A 15,127-nucleotide genomic window follows, 5' to 3' on the forward strand; every position below is an offset into this window, starting at 1 on the left:
CTCAGTACTGGATACCAAGCTGGTCATAGAGCCGGCGGAATACCGCCGGCAGCACCTCGGTCAGATCCTCGGCGATCAGCCCGGGGCCGGCCTCGCTGCCCGCCTCGCCATGCATCCAGACGCCGATACAGGCGGCCTCATAGGCCGGAACGCCCTGCGCCAGCAGCGCGCCGATGATGCCGGCCAGCACATCGCCGGAACCGGCAGTCGCCAGCCATGGCGGCGCGTTGGCAGCAATGGCGGCTCGGCCATCCGGCGATGCCACGACCGTATCCGGCCCCTTCAACAGCACGATAGCACCCGACTCTTGCGCCGCCAGACGAACGCGCTCCAATTTAGATAACGCTGGATGTTTCCCGTCCACCTTACTGAAGATGCGTGAAAATTCACCTTCATGAGGCGTCAACACGACGCCGGATTCCGGGCTGGCCTTGATCAGACCGAACAGCTGCTCGGGCGCCTCTGCGAAGCTGGTCAGCGCATCGGCGTCGAGCACCGCATGTCGCTTCGTGGCCAGGATGGCCTCCACGAACATGCGCGTCCGTTCACCGATGCCAGCGCCCGGCCCGATCACGCAGGCGGACACCTTGCCGCCGATCAGCGCGGCGAACTCCACCGACGTATCCACCGGCCGCACCATCACCGCCGTCAGCGCGGCGGCATTGACCGCCAGCGCATCGCGCGGCGACGCCACAGTCACCAGCCCAGCCCCGCCGCGCAGCGCTGCGCGGGCGGACAGCCGGGCAGCGCCCGTGGCGGCGATGTCGCCCGAGACCACCACGGCATGGCCGCGCGAGAATTTGTGGCTGTTGATTTTCGGCACCGGAAACGCGTCGGCCCACAGGTCCGGATTGTTCTCGAAGGTCTGCGGGCGGATTTCCGCCAGCACATCCTCGTCGATGCCGATGTCGATCACCCGCAGCCGGCCACAATGCACCCGGCCCGGCACCAGCAGATGGCCCGGCTTGGGCCTGAAGAACGTTACGGTCTCGGTCGCCCTGATAGCGCCGCCCATCACGGCTCCTGAATCGCCGTTGATACCGCTCGGCAGGTCGACAGCCAGCACGGGCACGCCGGCCGCATTGATGGCGTCGATCATGATCAGCGGATCGCCCTTGACCGGACGATTGAGCCCGGCGCCGAACAACGCATCGATGATCAAAGCCGGCTGCCCGATCAAGGAGGGATCACAGGGCAGCACCTCACCCTTCCATCCCTTGGCAGCCAGCGCCGCATCGCCCTTCAGCGTTGCCCGGTCGCAGAGCAGGATCACCGAAACGTCACGCCCCAGCGCCGCGAGCTCGGCCGCCGCGACGAAGCCATCACCGCCATTGTTGCCACGACCGGCAACGACCAGGATCGCCCCCTCCTCGGCCAGCTCGCCCGCCACATCCGCGACCGCCCGTCCGGCGGCGCGCATGAGTTTGAAGCCTGGCGTGCCCGCCGCAATCGTGAGTTGATCGGCGCGCGCCATCTCGTCCGTCGTTAGAATATTCATCTCGCTTCTCATTACGCCTTTTTGGAAGGCACTCGCGTCACACGCGAACGCAGCAGAGTAAAACTGCACATCATGTGATCACTTTGATCACTATGTAGGCAAAAGTAATCGAATACGCTTGATGCGAACCTCGTCAGGTGCGATGTAATAACCTGATAATGCTTCAAAAATAGCCGAGGAGCGAACTTGGCACGGACCCTGCTTTTAGGGAAGCCAGCTTCGGGTCCGTCGCGCTCACCGGCAAATGTTGAAAGACACCTGTTCAAGAGACAGGGGTGGCCGACCGTCTACCGCATCGGGCGAGATTTCGTCTGTGCGGCGTGGCGGCAGCGTAATAACGCCCGAAATTGGGTATCGAACAGTGTGCGCACAACGCACAATGGTCAAAGCTACTTGAGGCAAATAACTTGCGGCCTGATTGGAAGTGCCGGGGAGACGTTCAGTGAAAAAGATCGAAGCCATCATCAAGCCCTTCAAGCTGGACGAGGTGAAAGAGGCTCTTCAGGAAGTCGGGTTGCAAGGCATTACCGTCACGGAAGCCAAGGGCTTCGGCCGTCAGAAGGGCCACGCCGAACTTTATCGCGGCGCTGAATACATCGTCGACTTTCTACCCAAGGTGAAGATCGAGATCGTGATTGGCGACGACCTCGTCGAAAAGGCGATCGATGCCATCCGTCGCGCCGCACAAACCGGCCGCATTGGGGACGGCAAGATCTTTGTGTCGAACATCGAGGAAGCGGTGCGCATCCGTACCGGCGAGTCCGGACTCGACGCGATCTGACGGACTGGACGCTCTCCAAGCCGGGTGCTATCCGACATTCAACGCTTCAAGGCGTCACCAAAAAGGCTGCTTCGGCAGCCTTCTGTTGTTGACGGTTTGTCTTGTTGAAAACATGCCGTTGTGACCTGATCGTCACGACAGATTGTTACGTCCCGGAAATCGGCCCGCAAATAAAGGTAGGGAGCCCCATGACGACCGCCAAAGAAGTCCTGCAGTCCATCAAGGACAACGACGTCAAATACGTCGACCTGCGTTTCACCGATCCCCGCGGCAAGTGGCAGCACGTGACCTTCGACGTCTCGATGGTCGATGAAGAAATGTTTGCCGAAGGCACCATGTTCGACGGTTCCTCGATCGCCGGCTGGAAGGCGATCAACGAGTCCGACATGATGCTGATGCTGGATCCGGCAACGGCGACGATCGATCCGTTCTTCGCAGAGACCACCATGGTCATCACCTGCGACATTCTCGAGCCCTCCACCGGCGAGCCCTATAATCGCGACCCGCGCGGCATCGCCAAGAAGGCCGAAGCCATGGTCAAGTCCATGGGCATCGGCGATACCGTGTTCGTCGGTCCGGAAGCTGAATTCTTCGTGTTCGACGACGTCCGCTTTTCGAGCGACCCCTACAACACCGGCTTCAAGCTCGACTCGTCCGAATTGCCGACCAACTCCGGCACCGAATATGAAGGCGGCAATCTCGGCCACCGCATCCGCACCAAGGGTGGTTACTTCCCCGTCCCGCCGCAGGACTCGGTGCAGGACATGCGCTCGGAAATGCTCGGCGCCATGGCGCGCATGGGCGTCAAGGTCGAGAAGCATCACCACGAAGTGGCGTCCGCCCAGCATGAACTCGGTATGAAGTTCGACACGCTGACCTACATGGCCGACCAGATGCAGATCTATAAGTATTGCATCCATCAGGTCGCGCACATCTACGGCAAGACCGCCACCTTCATGCCGAAGCCCGTCTTCGGCGACAACGGCTCGGGCATGCATGTGCACCAGTCGATCTGGAAGGACGGCAAGCCGACCTTCGCCGGCAACAAGTACGCCGATCTCTCCGAGACCTGCCTCCACTACATCGGCGGCATCATCAAGCACGCCAAGGCGATCAACGCCTTCACCAATCCGTCGACCAACTCCTACAAGCGTCTGGTCCCCGGCTATGAAGCCCCGGTGCTGCTCGCCTACTCCGCGCGCAACCGCTCGGCCTCCTGCCGCATCCCCTACACCACCAACCCGAAGGCCAAGCGCGTCGAAGTCCGCTTCCCGGATCCGATGGCCAATCCGTATCTCGCTTTCGCCGCGATGCTGATGGCCGGTCTCGACGGCATCAAGAACAAGATCGATCCGGGTCCGGCCATGGACAAGGACCTCTACGATCTGCCGAAGGAAGAGCTGAAGTCGATCCCGACGGTGTGCGGTTCGCTCCGCGAAGCCCTCGAGAACCTCGACAAGGACCGCGGCTTCCTCAAGAACGGCGGCGTGTTCGATGACGACTTCATCGACAGCTATATCGAACTGAAGATGACCGAAGTGATGCGTTACGAAATGACGCCGCACCCGGTCGAATTCGACATGTACTACTCGCTGTAATCCCCTCAGGGATCGCAGTTCGAACGATCAAGGCGCTCCGGCAACGGGGCGCCTTTTTCGTTGCGCCTCTCCTGGCGCCTATTTGCGGGCCAGCGCCATCGCCGGTTCAGGCGCGTTCGGGAAGCCTATCGCCGCAAGCGCCCTGGCTGCCTCCCCTTCGCTGGTCGCCCACGGCAGCTTCGCGGTGACACCGCGCGTGACGGGTTCGCCGAGACCCCCGCCGAAATCGATCGGCCACAGACCATTCGGCACCGCCTCCACCGTGACGCCGCGCAGCCGCGTGCCAGCGCCGAGGGGCGACAGATCATCCGGCTGCAGTCTCCGCGCCGTCGATGCATCCCGGGGGTCTGTGAAACTGGCCAGCACCGGCATCAATTCGCCGGTCACCGGAACGGCGCCGGTCTGGCTGCTGACATCGCGAAAGGCGATCTTGCGCCCCGCCGCCTGATAGGCGCGCATCGCCACGAAATTGGCGCCGTCGAAATCCGCGCTGCCCTTGTCGTCGTGCAGCATCAGCGCGGCGAGATTCCTGCCGCCGCCGAGATCGACGACCACGGCATCGCCCCGTGACGTCACCTTGCCGGCAGGTTGGTAGCCCCGATAGGGATGCACGGAGACGACATTCGAGGCCGACTTCACGCCGTCCGGCGTCTCGACCTCCATGGTCAGCCGATATTTGTGCGCGGGCCGGTTGATCCTGATCTGATCGCCGATCACCAGGGCAGCGAGCAGTCCGAGCGGACCGACCCATTTCAGCATGTTCATTATTATTGGCCTCCCCCATCGGCCATGCCCGATGCCAAAGGCGCCGTCAAACAAGCCTCGTCCCAACGCGGCGGGCGCGCGGACAGAAACTGCTTGCATCAATGGGAAAAACAACTATACCGAGTATATTGATGAATTACACTAAATAGATTGTATCCACGATATTCGCGAGGAAAGCACCATGCCCAAAATCCCTTCTCTTTCCGCATCGCTTCTGGTCGATGGCCAGGTCATCGAACTGAAGAAGGACGGCGCCGATAATTTCGCGTTGAACAAGGCCCTGACAGATGCAGCCAACTTCAAAAAGTTCGCTGCGGATCCGGCAAGCTTCGCCAGGGATTTCGGCCTCAGTATCGACCTCGGCATCAGCACTCAGCTCAGCAAGAAACTGGTCGGCATAAATTCGCTTCAGGACCTGAGCCTCACACAGGTTGGCGGCGAAGCAACGGCGTGGGCCGTCGCGGCCGGTTCCTATTCCGTTGCGAGCACAAAAATCGCGGTTGCGTTCTGATGCTGACCGCGAGCACGTTCGCCATTCACGTGACCTATACGTGTCCGCTGACGTGCGCCCACTGCTGTTTCGGATCGAGCCCGTCGGTCAAGGATCGGCTCGATCCCGCTTATGTTCTGAACTGCATCGACGAACTGCCCGACAACATTCAAATGGTGGCCTTTACAGGGGGAGAGCCTTTTCTGCAGGCAAAAGACCTGCCCGCTTTCATCGCCCGCGCCAAGGCACGTGGCTTCAGCACACGCGTCGTGACGAGCGCATATTTCGGCAACAAGCTCGACTATGCGCGCAAACGGATCGGAGAGGTCCATGCGGCGGGACTGGATGAGCTCAGCATCAGTTGGGACGACTACCACGAAGAATTTGTTGCCTTCGACGCGATCCGGAACGTCGCGACCGCGGCCGTCGAACGCGGCATCGCGACAGCGATCAATACCGTCCAGTCGGCCTCGACGGCATGGCCCCGCGAGCGGATCCTAACAGAACTGGGTGAACTCGGCACGCGACTGAGCGTGGTATGCGAGTCCCAGCTGAACAGGACCGGACGCGCGGAGGACAAACTGCGTGACGAACCACTCAAGCAACATGGCTATCTCGGTCCTTGCCCCTATGTGATGACGGGACCGACGCTGAGCGCAAAAGGCAAGCTGCTGGCCTGTTGTGGCGTCATTCCCGACACCAGACGGCTGGCAATTTCGGAACAGTGCGAACCCGGCAGGTTGAAGGACGATTTCCAGCAGGGCTTCCGGAATTCACTATTTCAATGGCTATTCCTGCGAGGCCCCTACGCCTTGATCACAGAAATCAGCAAACAGGATGGCACCTCCCCGCCACCAGCGGATTCCATCGGTGGCAATTGCGAGGCCTGCAAGATTGCCCTCACCGACGATCGCTACAATCGGGTCCTAGACCGCTTCCTGTCGGGGCGCGCCGAAAGCCTGCAACATGAACTGTTGCTGCTGGAATCCCTGGGCATGCTGACCCCGGCCGCGTTGAGCGATCTCTGGCGGGACCAGTCGCACACGCGTCATCATCCCTAGTCGCGCGGTGCGCTCCCGGAGATGATTTTCAGCCGCCCATAGATCCTTTCGATCCGGTCAGCCCATTTCTTCATCTTCGCTTGATCCAAGCGAAATTTGAAGAAAGAGTGGATGATCGAACACGAAAAGGATTTCCAGTGCCCGCAGAAGCCAATGTCCAGACGCGCGATCTGGCGCGCAGCGACCTGACCTGGGCGATCACGGCGGGCGGCATCGCCACGGTGTCCTTTGCGATCCTCATCGGCTTCGCCTGGTACTTCTCGGGAACGCTATTCCTGATCTTCGCAGGCATTCTGCTCGGTGTAGCGCTCAATGCGCTGACGGAATTATTCGGGCGCTTCATGGGCGGCCCGCATCCCATGCGGCTCGTCATGATCTGCATCGTGCTCGCCGCGATGCTGGTGGGCGTGATGTATCTCGGCGGATCAACCATCGCCAATCAGGCCAAGACGCTGTCCGGCACCCTCAAGTCACAGGTCGTCAACGTAAAGACCTATCTCGAGCAGCACGGCGTCGACACCAGCTATTTCGATTTCAACAGCATCACGTCGGATACGCCCGCCGAGCCCGGCACGTCGCCCGCCACCTCAACACCGAAGTCCAGCGGCGGCCTGCCGAGCGCCGGCACCATCGCATCATCAGGTGGCGCCATTGTCAGCCAGACACTGAAAATCCTGCTCGGTACCGTCGGCGCGGTCGGCAACTTCTTCATCGTGCTGTTCTTGGGATTGTCGTTTGCCGCACAGCCCAGCGTCTACCGCAAAGGGCTCTTGCACCTGACGCCGCGAAAACATCGCGGGCCGATGACGGTCATCGTCGATCGCATCAGCGACACGCTGCAGCGCTGGCTGATCGCGCAGATGCTCACCATGGTGGTGGTCGGCGCCATTACCTGGATCGGGCTGAAGCTGATCGGGATTCCCAGCGCCTTCATTCTCGGCGTTCAGGCCGGCCTGCTCGCCTTCATTCCCACCGTCGGCGCCCTGCTCGGCGGGTTGATCGTCGTGCTCGCCAGCCTCGCCTCGGGCTGGGTCGCCGCCGCGTCAGCCTTTGCGCTGTTCATGGGCGTGCATGCGCTGGAGAGCTACATCCTGACGCCGATCCTGCAGCGGCAGGCGCTGGACATTCCGCCGGCCACGCTGTTCGCGTTCCAGATCCTGCTCGGCGTGGTGTTCGGCGTCTGGGGCCTCGCACTGGCGCTGCCGGTGCTGGCGATCGTGAAAGTCGTCATCGACTTCATGCGCGAAGAGGACGAAGCCTCCGCGCAGGATAAGGCGATGGCGGCTTAACCTGATCCCTCATCCTGAGGAGCGCGCCGAAGGCGCGCGTCTCGAAGGATGGCCACAGGCTTCGAGCCAAGTCAGCTCATGGTTCGAGACGGCGCTGAAGAAGCGCCTCCTCACCATGAGGGACTGAGTTTGGGTTATTCTTACGTCGTCAGCACAGTCTCGGTGTGCTCGACATAAGGCGGCGTTTCGAAATACGGGCCCACCAGCGCGCGCCATTCAGCGAAATCGGGCGAGCTGCGGAAATCGACGGTGTGGTTTTCGAGGGTTTCCCACTTGGCGACGAGACGGTAACGCGACGGCATCTCGATCGACTTGTGCAGCTCGAAGCCCTTGCCGCCCTTGGCGCGGAGGAACAGCGGCTTCGCCTTGGCGACGGCCGCCTCGAAATCCTTCTCGGTGCCCGGCTTGACGTCGATCTGTGCGATTTCAGTGATCATGGTTTCCCGACCCTTTGTTTTGCGGTCGGTGTCTTTACCGCAAAGTCGGGGTTCGGTGAAGGAGCCGCCGAAAAGTGATCAGGCGAACAGTAGAACCGTGCCGACGACCATGACGCAGCAGCCGATGAAAGCGATGACCGGCAGTTTGCCGTGCTGCGCGCCGTAGCGCCCCTGCGCACGACGCTCGGTGATCAGCGCGGTCTCGTATTCGTCCGAGCTCGAAAACATGCAGGCAAAGCCGGCACGGGCCGAAGCGGCAGCCGCTTCGAGCGACATCAAAGCAGTATTGGAAGTCGAGTCAGGCGAGGTCATCATGCGATGACCATAGGGATCGAATGGTAAACGGATCCTTTATCGCGCGCCGCTTGCCGTCATCGTGACCGCAGCCCGCACGACGCTCGGCTTCGCCGCTTGCCCGATCGCCGCAGCGCGGCGCCCCTGCTCCAGTGACAGCGGTTCTTCTTCCGCGGCCTGCACGCGGTTACGTCCGCTGCGCTTGGCCTGGTAGAGCGCAGTGTCCGCGGCAGCCAGCAGGACGTCGAGTTCAGTGCCGGCCGGTCCGCCGGCCACGCCGATACTCACGGTGGTTGCGACCGGCGCCTCGTCGACCTGGATGCCGCAGGTCGCAAATGCCTCGCGCACGCGCTCGGCCGCCTGCATCGCCTCGTCCAGGCTGCAGGGCAACATCGCCGCAAACTCCTCGCCGCCGATGCGGCCCGACAGATCGGTGATCCGCAGCGTATGCGTGATGACCGTGGCGAACAGTTTCAGCACCTCGTCGCCGGCAGGATGGCCGAAGCGATCATTGATCGACTTGAAGTGATCGATGTCGAAGATCATGACTGTGACCGGGCGGCCGGCCTTCGCCTCGCGCTCGATCATCCGCGCCGTAGCCTCGGAGAAGCCGCGGCGGTTGAACAGGCCGGTGAGCGGATCGCAGGACGCGGCGACCTTGTGCGCCGTGACCGCACGCTCGGACACCAGCATGAAGATCAGGAACACCGTGCCGACCGCATAGAGCACGAGTTCGACGGCAAAGGCCGTGACCCAGATGCTGTTGCCGAAATTGCTGTGATCGCCATGCAGCAGATCGCCGAGCAGGATCGGCAGCATCAGGACGAAACCATGCAGCATCGGCACCAGGATGGTTGGCCAGCGCCGCTGCACCGCCTTGCGGCGCTCGTTCCACAATTCATGCGCCGTCAGCATCGCATAAAGCGCGACGATGCCGGCGCCGATGGTCATGCGCAGTGACGCAGCCTCAGCCGGCAGGGTGAAGATGACAGCGATCCAGGCGATGGCGCCGAGAAACAGGCCGGCCCAGCTCGGGCTACGGCCATGGAACACGCGCGCAGCGTTCCACACCATGCCGCAGGCCACGAAGCCCACGGCATTGAATGCCAGCGACAGCACGTCACCTAGGAGCGACGCGGCAAGTGTCCACAATGCGACCGATACGGCGCCGAGCAGGTAAGCCAGCCCCCACCAATTGAGGGCCGCGATCTTTTCCTGTCGTCCGAAGAACAGCAGCATCCCGCCCAACATCGCCGCAACCAGGGTTGCCACCAAATAGAGCGTGGAAGAATCGAGCGACATATTTGAGCACCGGCAATTGTTGCGAGATTTCCAAACCATCATGATTCGGACTGGCCTCTTCGCCATCATCGAACATACGAGTGTACCGATTGGAAATCCGTTTGCGCGCCTGCACAAGTTTTCACGAAAAACTGCATCAATCTGTCGGTATCCGGAATGTCCCGGAACGCAAAAAGGGCGCCCGAAGGCGCCCTTTTCAAAATTGTATTCACCGCATTTGCAGCAAATTTTATCGAAGCAGAAATTAGCGCTTCGAGAACTGGAAGGACTTGCGGGCTTTCGCCTTGCCGTACTTCTTGCGCTCGACGACACGCGAGTCGCGGGTCAGGAAGCCGCCCTTCTTGAGGACGCCGCGCAGATCCGGCTCGAAGCAGGTCAGAGCCTTGGAGATGCCGTGACGGACGGCACCGGCCTGGCCCGACAGACCGCCACCGGCAACAGTGCAGATCACGTCGTACTGGCCAGCGCGGGCTGCAGCGACCAGCGGCTGCTGGATGAGCATGCGCAGCACCGGACGAGCGAAGTACACTTCGACTTCACGGGTGTTGACGACAACCTTGCCGGCGCCCGGCTTGATCCAGACACGAGCGACAGCGTCCTTACGCTTGCCGGTCGCATAGGCGCGGCCCTGCTTGTCGACCTTCTTGACGTACTTCGGGGCATCCGGAGCGGACACCTTCAGCGACGCCAGCTGATCGAGAGACTGCATGGTATCCGACATTATGCGGCCCTCTTGTTCTTGCGGTTCAAAGCGCCGACATCGAATGCTTCCGGCTGCTGGGCCTCGTGCGGGTGCTCTGCACCGGCATAAACACGCAGATTGCCGAACTGGACGCGACCGAGCGGGCCGCGCGGGATCATGCGCTCAACAGCCTTCTCGACAACGCGCTCCGGGAAACGACCTTCGAGGATCGACTTCGCAGTACGTTCCTTGATGCCGCCGATGAAGCCGGTGTGGTGATAGTAGACCTTGTCGTCACGCTTGCGGCCGGTGAAAACCACCTTGTCCGCGTTGACGATGATGACATGGTCGCCGCAATCAACATGCGGGGTGTAGGTCGGGAGATGCTTGCCGCGCAGCCGCATTGCGACCAGCGTGGCCAGCCGGCCCACCACGAGACCAGTGGCGTCGATGACGATCCACTTCTTCGTGATCTCGGCGGGCTTTGCCGAAAACGTCTTCATTGTGAATATCCATGAAAAGGGGATATCGGCGGTGATCCGCCGAACTGAGCGCGTTTCTAGATAGACAACCGGATTCCGTCAATGCCAAATATGGCAGAATTCGCCAGTTAAATCATTACGTTATAATTATGGTTCTATAATACCTTATAAATTACCCAACGTTCGGAATGGAATAGGTCGACGTCACATGGGCGATCGGATCTGCCGAAGTGCCTGATAACAGGGTCACTTCGCCCACGGCGAGGCGTTTTCCGAGCTTCAGCAGCTTGGCGGCAGCCAGCACATCCTGCCCCGGCAGGCCCTTGCGCAGGAAATTGATGTTCAGGCTGGTGGTCACTGCGAGGCCCACAGGGCCGATCGCCGACAACAGCACGACGTACATGGCAAAATCGGCCAGGGCCATCAGTGTCGGACCCGATACGGTGCCGCCCGGCCGCAGCATGCGTTCGCCATAGGTCTGGCGCAGCAGGCAAGTGGTACCGTCAGCGCTTTCAATCGCGATATCGCCGGCGCCAAAGGCCTGCGGGAACTCGCGCTTCAGAAACGCCTCGAGTTCAGCCACGCTCATTTTCGCAGTCGTCATGTCTCCACCCTGCTCTCGCTTGTGCCGTCCTGTTACAATATGGTGACGGTCCTGCCCAGCGATGGAATCTCAAGTCATGGTTCAACCAGCACGCGCGGAAACAGCGCGGCCATCCATTCTTCTGCGTGAAACGGTCGGCAGCATCGGCGTGTTGACGCTGAATCGTCCGGGCGCCCGCAACAGTCTCTCCGAAGGACTGATCGGCGAATTGCACGCCGCCCTCGATGACCTGGCCGGCGACAAGACCGTGCGCGCCGTGGTGATCGCCGCCAACGGCCCGGTTTTCTCCGCCGGACATGACCTGAAAGAACTCACCGCGCGCCGCACTGATGCCGATCGCGGCCGCGCCTATTTCGCGCATATGATGACGATCTGCAGCGCCATGATGCAGGCCATCGTGCGGCTGCCGAAGCCGGTGATCGCAGCCGTGCAAGGCGTCGCTACTGCTGCAGGCTGCCAACTCGTGGCGAGCTGCGATCTTGCTATCGCCTCCGAACACGCAAAATTCGCGACGCCCGGCGTCGATATCGGCCTGTTCTGTTCGACGCCCATGGTGGCGCTGTCGCGCAACGTACCGCGCAAGCAGGCGATGGAAATGCTGCTCACCGGCGAGCCCATCTCCGCCACCCGCGCCCGCGAGATCGGCCTGATCAACCGCGTGGTACCTGCCGGCACCGAACGCGATGCAGCGATCGCACTGGCAGAACAAGTGGCGCGCAAGTCGGCGCATACGGTGAAGATCGGCAAGGAAGCGTTCTATCGCCAGGCTGAGATGAGCCTCGCGGATGCCTATCGCTTCGCCGCTGAAGTGATGACCGAGAATATGATGGCCCGCGATGCCGAGGAAGGCATCGGCGCGTTCATCGCAAAGCGCGAGCCGAAGTGGGAAGACCGGTAATTGAAATGAACCACGACAGCTATAACGACGCCTATATCCGCGAGATCCTCAACACCGTCAAAACCGTCGCGATGGTTGGCGCCTCCCCGCAAAACGTGCGGCCGAGCTATTTCGTGTTCAAGTATCTCGCCGAACGCGGCTACGACATGATCCCGATCAATCCGGGCCAGGTCGGCAAGAGCCTGCTGGGCAAGCCGTTCGTCGCCTCGCTGCAGGAGATCGGTCGCCCGATCGACATGATCGACATCTTCCGCAGCGCCGAGCATGTCATGCCGATCGTCGAACTCGCGCTGACGCTTAATCCGCTGCCCAAGGTGGTCTGGATGCAGCTCGGCGTGCGCCATGATGAGGCCGCCGTCAAGCTTGAAGCCGCGGGCATCAAAGTGGTGATGAACCGCTGCCCCAAGATCGAATATGGCCGGCTGTCGTCGGAGATCCAGTGGATGGGTGTCAATTCGCGCACGCTCAGCTCCAAGCGCGCGCCGATCCCGACCCAGGGCATGCGGCTGTCGCTGAATCGCAGCAGCCTTGGCGGTGGCAGCACCGCTGCGGCCGATCGCGTTGCGCAGCAAAATAACAAGGACAAGAACGACACCGCCTGACGGTGCGTTTCGCGATTTTATTTCCTTTGAAATGACACAGCGCAGCACGACTGTTGCGAAGTCAGGGCAAAATGCCGCCTCGCCTTGACGGCAGCGCTGCGCCCGATCAGGTTGGCGCCAACAAACCGCTATTCGACAGGGAGTGATGATGAACGATCGTATTCCAGGCTTCGGCACCCTCGCCGTCCATGCCGGCGCGCAGCCCGACCCGACCACCGGCGCGCGCGCAACGCCGATCTATCAGACCACTTCGTTCGTCTTCAACGACGCGGATCACGCCGCCTCGTTGTTCGGCCTGCAGTCCTTCGGCAACATCTATACGCGCATCACCAACCCGACCACCGCTGTCCTCGAGGAACGCGTCGCAGCGCTGGAAGGCGGCACGGCCGCCCTCGCCGTCGCGTCCGGCCATGCCGCGCAGCTCGTGGTGTTTCAGCAGCTGCTGCAGCCCGGCGACGAATTCATCGCCTCGCGCAAACTCTATGGCGGTTCGATCAACCAGTTCAGCCACGCCTTCAAGAGCTTCGGCTGGAACGTGGTGTGGGCCGATCCCGATGACGTCCCCTCGTTCGAGCGCGCGCTGACCGACAAGACCAAGGCGATCTTCATCGAGTCCATCGCCAATCCTGCCGGCTCGATCACCGATATCGAGGCGGTCGCGGCCGTGGCGCGCAAGGCCGGCGTTCCGTTGATCGTCGACAACACACTGGCGACGCCCTATTTGATCAAGCCGATCGACCACGGCGCCGACATCGTCGTGCATTCGCTGACCAAGTTTCTCGGCGGCCACGGCAATTCGCTCGGCGGCATCATCGTGGATGCGGGCACCTTCGACTGGTCGAAAGGCAACAAATATCCGGTGCTGTCAGAACCGCGTCCGGAATATCATGGCATCAAGCTGCAGGAGACGTTCGGCAACTTCGCTTTCGCCATCGCTTGCCGCGTGCTCGGCCTGCGCGATCTCGGCCCGGCGCTGTCGCCATTCAACGCGTTCCTGATCCAGACCGGCATCGAAACGCTGCCGCTGCGCATGCAGCGCCACAGCGACAACGCCAAGGCGGTCGCCGAATGGCTGTCGGCACATCCGAAAGTGGCGGCGGTGAATTATTCGGGATTGTCGGATAACCGCTATCACACCCTCGCCCGCAAATATGCGCCGAAGGGCGCGGGCGCCGTGTTCACTTTCAGCCTGAAGGGCGGCTATGACGCCGGCGTCAGCCTGGTATCGAACCTGAAACTGTTCTCGCATCTTGCCAATGTCGGCGACACCCGCTCGCTGGTGATCCACCCGGCTTCGACCACGCACAGCCAGCTCGACGACGAAGCCAAGACGCGCTCCGGCGCCGGACCCGACGTTGTCAGGCTGTCTGTCGGCATCGAGGACAAGGAAGATCTGATCGCGGACCTCGAACAGGCGCTGAACGCATAAGTTCTTCCCTCGCCCCGCCAGGCGAAGTAAAGCTTTGCTAGGCGGGGCGAGGTTAAGAAGCGCTAGGCCTGACCACGCATCGCTTTCGCTTCGCGGATCAAGCGTGCATTGCGCTGGAACACCGAATAGGTCGCCAGCGCGAGCAACATCACCAGCAACTGGATCGACAGCGCTTCCAGTGTCGGATTGAAACCGATTGCTGTGAGGAACGCCGAGCCTGGCGCGTCAGTCACCGGGATCATCGCCTGTTCCTGGAATTCCTGGATGGCTTCGCCGATGAACTTGATGCCCATCACGAACAGGAAGGCCGAGGTGATGATGAACAGCGGCCGCAGCGGGATGCGCTGGGCAATCATGTTGATGAAATAAAACAGCACGACGAGACCGGCGGTCGCCGCCGCCAGACCCCCGAACAGTCCGACGCTCCAGCCACCTTCGGTGGTCGCGAGCGTGTTGATGAACAGCACCGTCTCGGCGCCCTCACGAAACACCGCCAGAAACGCCAGCATCGCGACGGCGAGACCGGTATCCTGCGCGAGCGCCTGATCCGCCTTCGCCGCCAGATAATCCTGCCAGCCGCGCGGATCCTGCTTCACCATCAGCCAGCCGCTGACATAGAGCATCAGGCCTGCCGCAAACAGGATGACGATGGCTTCAAAGACATCGCTGTGATCGCCGGAATTGAACACCGCAAAAGCCCAGGCTGCGACCAGGCTGGCGAGGATCGCCGCCAGCGCGCCCAGATAGAGCGCGGTCACGCGATGGCTGCCGCCGGATTTCCTGAGATAGCCGGCCAGTGCCGCGATCACGAGCATGGCCTCAAGGCCCTCGCGCAGCAGAATGACGGCAGCCTGAATGAATGCGGAGGACATGACCCAATCCCGTGTGGTGGTGTGCCGTATCTATTGCGCACTG

At 61.6% G+C, this 15,127-nt stretch carries 17 protein-coding genes; 8 read left to right on the forward strand and 9 right to left on the reverse strand.

Annotation, left to right across the window (positions count from 1 at the left end; translation table 11 throughout):
* Nucleotide 1: 1 nt before the first annotated feature.
* Nucleotides 2-1,498 carry an NAD(P)H-hydrate dehydratase gene (locus BLW80_RS16640; protein ID WP_093758785.1) on the reverse strand — a complete coding sequence of 499 codons (1,497 nt, stop codon included), beginning with the start codon at nucleotides 1,496-1,498 and terminating at the stop codon, nucleotides 2-4.
* 442 nt (nucleotides 1,499-1,940) lie between these two features.
* Here BLW80_RS16640 and BLW80_RS16645 point away from each other — a divergent pair, with 442 nt between their 5' ends.
* The gene (locus BLW80_RS16645) at nucleotides 1,941-2,279 is read left to right on the forward strand and encodes a P-II family nitrogen regulator (RefSeq protein WP_068730910.1); all 339 of its coding nucleotides are present in this window, start codon (nucleotides 1,941-1,943) and stop codon (nucleotides 2,277-2,279) included.
* Between the two features lie 188 nt (nucleotides 2,280-2,467).
* Nucleotides 2,468-3,877: a type I glutamate--ammonia ligase gene (gene glnA, locus BLW80_RS16650; RefSeq protein WP_068730911.1), complete on the forward strand. Its 1,410-nt coding sequence runs from the start codon at nucleotides 2,468-2,470 to the stop codon at nucleotides 3,875-3,877.
* A 78-nt stretch (nucleotides 3,878-3,955) separates the two neighbouring features.
* Here glnA and BLW80_RS16655 read toward each other — a convergent pair whose 3' ends face one another.
* On the reverse strand, nucleotides 3,956-4,642 hold the full coding sequence (locus BLW80_RS16655) for a hypothetical protein (protein ID WP_093758786.1): 687 nt from the start codon (nucleotides 4,640-4,642) through the stop codon (nucleotides 3,956-3,958).
* Between the two features lie 181 nt (nucleotides 4,643-4,823).
* Between BLW80_RS16655 and BLW80_RS16660 the strand changes: the two genes are divergently transcribed.
* The 3 genes from BLW80_RS16660 to BLW80_RS16670 all read left to right on the forward strand — a co-directional run bounded on the left by BLW80_RS16660 (nucleotide 4,824) and on the right by BLW80_RS16670 (nucleotide 7,482).
* Entirely contained in the window at nucleotides 4,824-5,153 is a 330-nt protein-coding gene (locus BLW80_RS16660; RefSeq protein ID WP_093758787.1) for a hypothetical protein, read from the forward strand.
* A complete protein-coding gene (locus BLW80_RS16665) occupies nucleotides 5,153-6,193 on the forward strand; it encodes a radical SAM protein (RefSeq protein ID WP_093758788.1) in 1,041 nt (346 codons plus the stop codon). The genes BLW80_RS16660 and BLW80_RS16665 overlap by 1 nt, the downstream gene beginning before the upstream one ends.
* 137 nt (nucleotides 6,194-6,330) lie before the next feature.
* Nucleotides 6,331-7,482 carry an AI-2E family transporter gene (locus BLW80_RS16670; protein WP_170849685.1) on the forward strand — a complete coding sequence of 384 codons (1,152 nt, stop codon included), beginning with the start codon at nucleotides 6,331-6,333 and terminating at the stop codon, nucleotides 7,480-7,482.
* Nucleotides 7,483-7,622: 140 nt separating this feature from the next.
* On the opposite strand, the gene BLW80_RS16675 is transcribed toward BLW80_RS16670, so the two are convergent.
* The 6 genes from BLW80_RS16675 to BLW80_RS16700 form a co-directional block, all read right to left on the reverse strand.
* Entirely contained in the window at nucleotides 7,623-7,919 is a 297-nt protein-coding gene (locus BLW80_RS16675) for an antibiotic biosynthesis monooxygenase family protein (RefSeq protein ID WP_093758789.1), read from the reverse strand.
* 78 nt (nucleotides 7,920-7,997) lie between these two features.
* The gene (locus BLW80_RS16680; protein WP_093758790.1) at nucleotides 7,998-8,234 is read right to left on the reverse strand and encodes a hypothetical protein; all 237 of its coding nucleotides are present in this window, start codon (nucleotides 8,232-8,234) and stop codon (nucleotides 7,998-8,000) included.
* A gap of 36 nt (nucleotides 8,235-8,270) precedes the next feature.
* Entirely contained in the window at nucleotides 8,271-9,515 is a 1,245-nt protein-coding gene (locus tag BLW80_RS16685; RefSeq protein ID WP_093758791.1) for a GGDEF domain-containing protein, read from the reverse strand.
* Between the two features lie 244 nt (nucleotides 9,516-9,759).
* A complete protein-coding gene (rpsI, locus tag BLW80_RS16690) occupies nucleotides 9,760-10,236 on the reverse strand; it encodes a 30S ribosomal protein S9 (RefSeq protein ID WP_089264585.1) in 477 nt (158 codons plus the stop codon).
* Nucleotides 10,236-10,700: a 50S ribosomal protein L13 gene (gene rplM / locus BLW80_RS16695; protein WP_089264586.1), complete on the reverse strand. Its 465-nt coding sequence runs from the start codon at nucleotides 10,698-10,700 to the stop codon at nucleotides 10,236-10,238. Before rplM ends, rpsI begins: the two co-directional genes overlap by 1 nt.
* Nucleotides 10,701-10,851: 151 nt before the next feature.
* Entirely contained in the window at nucleotides 10,852-11,283 is a 432-nt protein-coding gene (locus BLW80_RS16700; protein WP_093758792.1) for a PaaI family thioesterase, read from the reverse strand.
* Nucleotides 11,284-11,359: 76 nt separating this feature from the next.
* Here BLW80_RS16700 and BLW80_RS16705 point away from each other — a divergent pair, with 76 nt between their 5' ends.
* The 3 genes from BLW80_RS16705 (at nucleotide 11,360) to BLW80_RS16715 (ending at nucleotide 14,212) form a co-directional block, all read left to right on the forward strand.
* Nucleotides 11,360-12,181: an enoyl-CoA hydratase gene (locus tag BLW80_RS16705; RefSeq protein ID WP_244528272.1), complete on the forward strand. Its 822-nt coding sequence runs from the start codon at nucleotides 11,360-11,362 to the stop codon at nucleotides 12,179-12,181.
* Nucleotides 12,182-12,186: 5 nt separating this feature from the next.
* The gene (locus tag BLW80_RS16710) at nucleotides 12,187-12,783 is read left to right on the forward strand and encodes a CoA-binding protein (RefSeq protein WP_093758794.1); all 597 of its coding nucleotides are present in this window, start codon (nucleotides 12,187-12,189) and stop codon (nucleotides 12,781-12,783) included.
* Between the two features lie 148 nt (nucleotides 12,784-12,931).
* Nucleotides 12,932-14,212 (forward strand): O-acetylhomoserine aminocarboxypropyltransferase, encoded by a 1,281-nt coding sequence (locus tag BLW80_RS16715; RefSeq protein WP_093759127.1) that lies wholly within the window; start codon nucleotides 12,932-12,934, stop codon nucleotides 14,210-14,212.
* Between the two features lie 62 nt (nucleotides 14,213-14,274).
* Here BLW80_RS16715 and BLW80_RS16720 read toward each other — a convergent pair whose 3' ends face one another.
* On the reverse strand, nucleotides 14,275-15,084 hold the full coding sequence (locus BLW80_RS16720; protein ID WP_093758795.1) for an FTR1 family iron permease: 810 nt from the start codon (nucleotides 15,082-15,084) through the stop codon (nucleotides 14,275-14,277).
* Nucleotides 15,085-15,127: the final 43 nt, after the last annotated feature.

The sequence above is a fragment of the Tardiphaga sp. OK245 genome, from assembly GCF_900108575.1.
GTDB classification, from domain to species: domain Bacteria; phylum Pseudomonadota; class Alphaproteobacteria; order Rhizobiales; family Xanthobacteraceae; genus Tardiphaga; species Tardiphaga robiniae.

Coding starts and splice junctions, on each gene's coding strand:
- BLW80_RS16640 (WP_093758785.1), bottom strand. CDS start 1,498: ATGAATATTCTAACGACGGACGAGATGGCGCGCGCCGATCAACTCACG.
- glnA (WP_068730911.1), top strand. CDS start 2,468: ATGACGACCGCCAAAGAAGTCCTGCAGTCCATCAAGGACAACGACGTC.
- BLW80_RS16655 (WP_093758786.1), bottom strand. CDS start 4,642: ATGAACATGCTGAAATGGGTCGGTCCGCTCGGACTGCTCGCTGCCCTG.
- BLW80_RS16660 (WP_093758787.1), top strand. CDS start 4,824: ATGCCCAAAATCCCTTCTCTTTCCGCATCGCTTCTGGTCGATGGCCAG.
- BLW80_RS16665 (WP_093758788.1), top strand. CDS start 5,153: ATGCTGACCGCGAGCACGTTCGCCATTCACGTGACCTATACGTGTCCG.
- BLW80_RS16675 (WP_093758789.1), bottom strand. CDS start 7,919: ATGATCACTGAAATCGCACAGATCGACGTCAAGCCGGGCACCGAGAAG.
- BLW80_RS16680 (WP_093758790.1), bottom strand. CDS start 8,234: ATGATGACCTCGCCTGACTCGACTTCCAATACTGCTTTGATGTCGCTC.
- BLW80_RS16685 (WP_093758791.1), bottom strand. CDS start 9,515: ATGTCGCTCGATTCTTCCACGCTCTATTTGGTGGCAACCCTGGTTGCG.
- rpsI (WP_089264585.1), bottom strand. CDS start 10,236: ATGTCGGATACCATGCAGTCTCTCGATCAGCTGGCGTCGCTGAAGGTG.
- rplM (WP_089264586.1), bottom strand. CDS start 10,700: ATGAAGACGTTTTCGGCAAAGCCCGCCGAGATCACGAAGAAGTGGATC.
- BLW80_RS16700 (WP_093758792.1), bottom strand. CDS start 11,283: ATGACGACTGCGAAAATGAGCGTGGCTGAACTCGAGGCGTTTCTGAAG.
- BLW80_RS16705 (WP_244528272.1), top strand. CDS start 11,360: ATGGTTCAACCAGCACGCGCGGAAACAGCGCGGCCATCCATTCTTCTG.
- BLW80_RS16710 (WP_093758794.1), top strand. CDS start 12,187: ATGAACCACGACAGCTATAACGACGCCTATATCCGCGAGATCCTCAAC.
- BLW80_RS16715 (WP_093759127.1), top strand. CDS start 12,932: ATGAACGATCGTATTCCAGGCTTCGGCACCCTCGCCGTCCATGCCGGC.
- BLW80_RS16720 (WP_093758795.1), bottom strand. CDS start 15,084: ATGTCCTCCGCATTCATTCAGGCTGCCGTCATTCTGCTGCGCGAGGGC.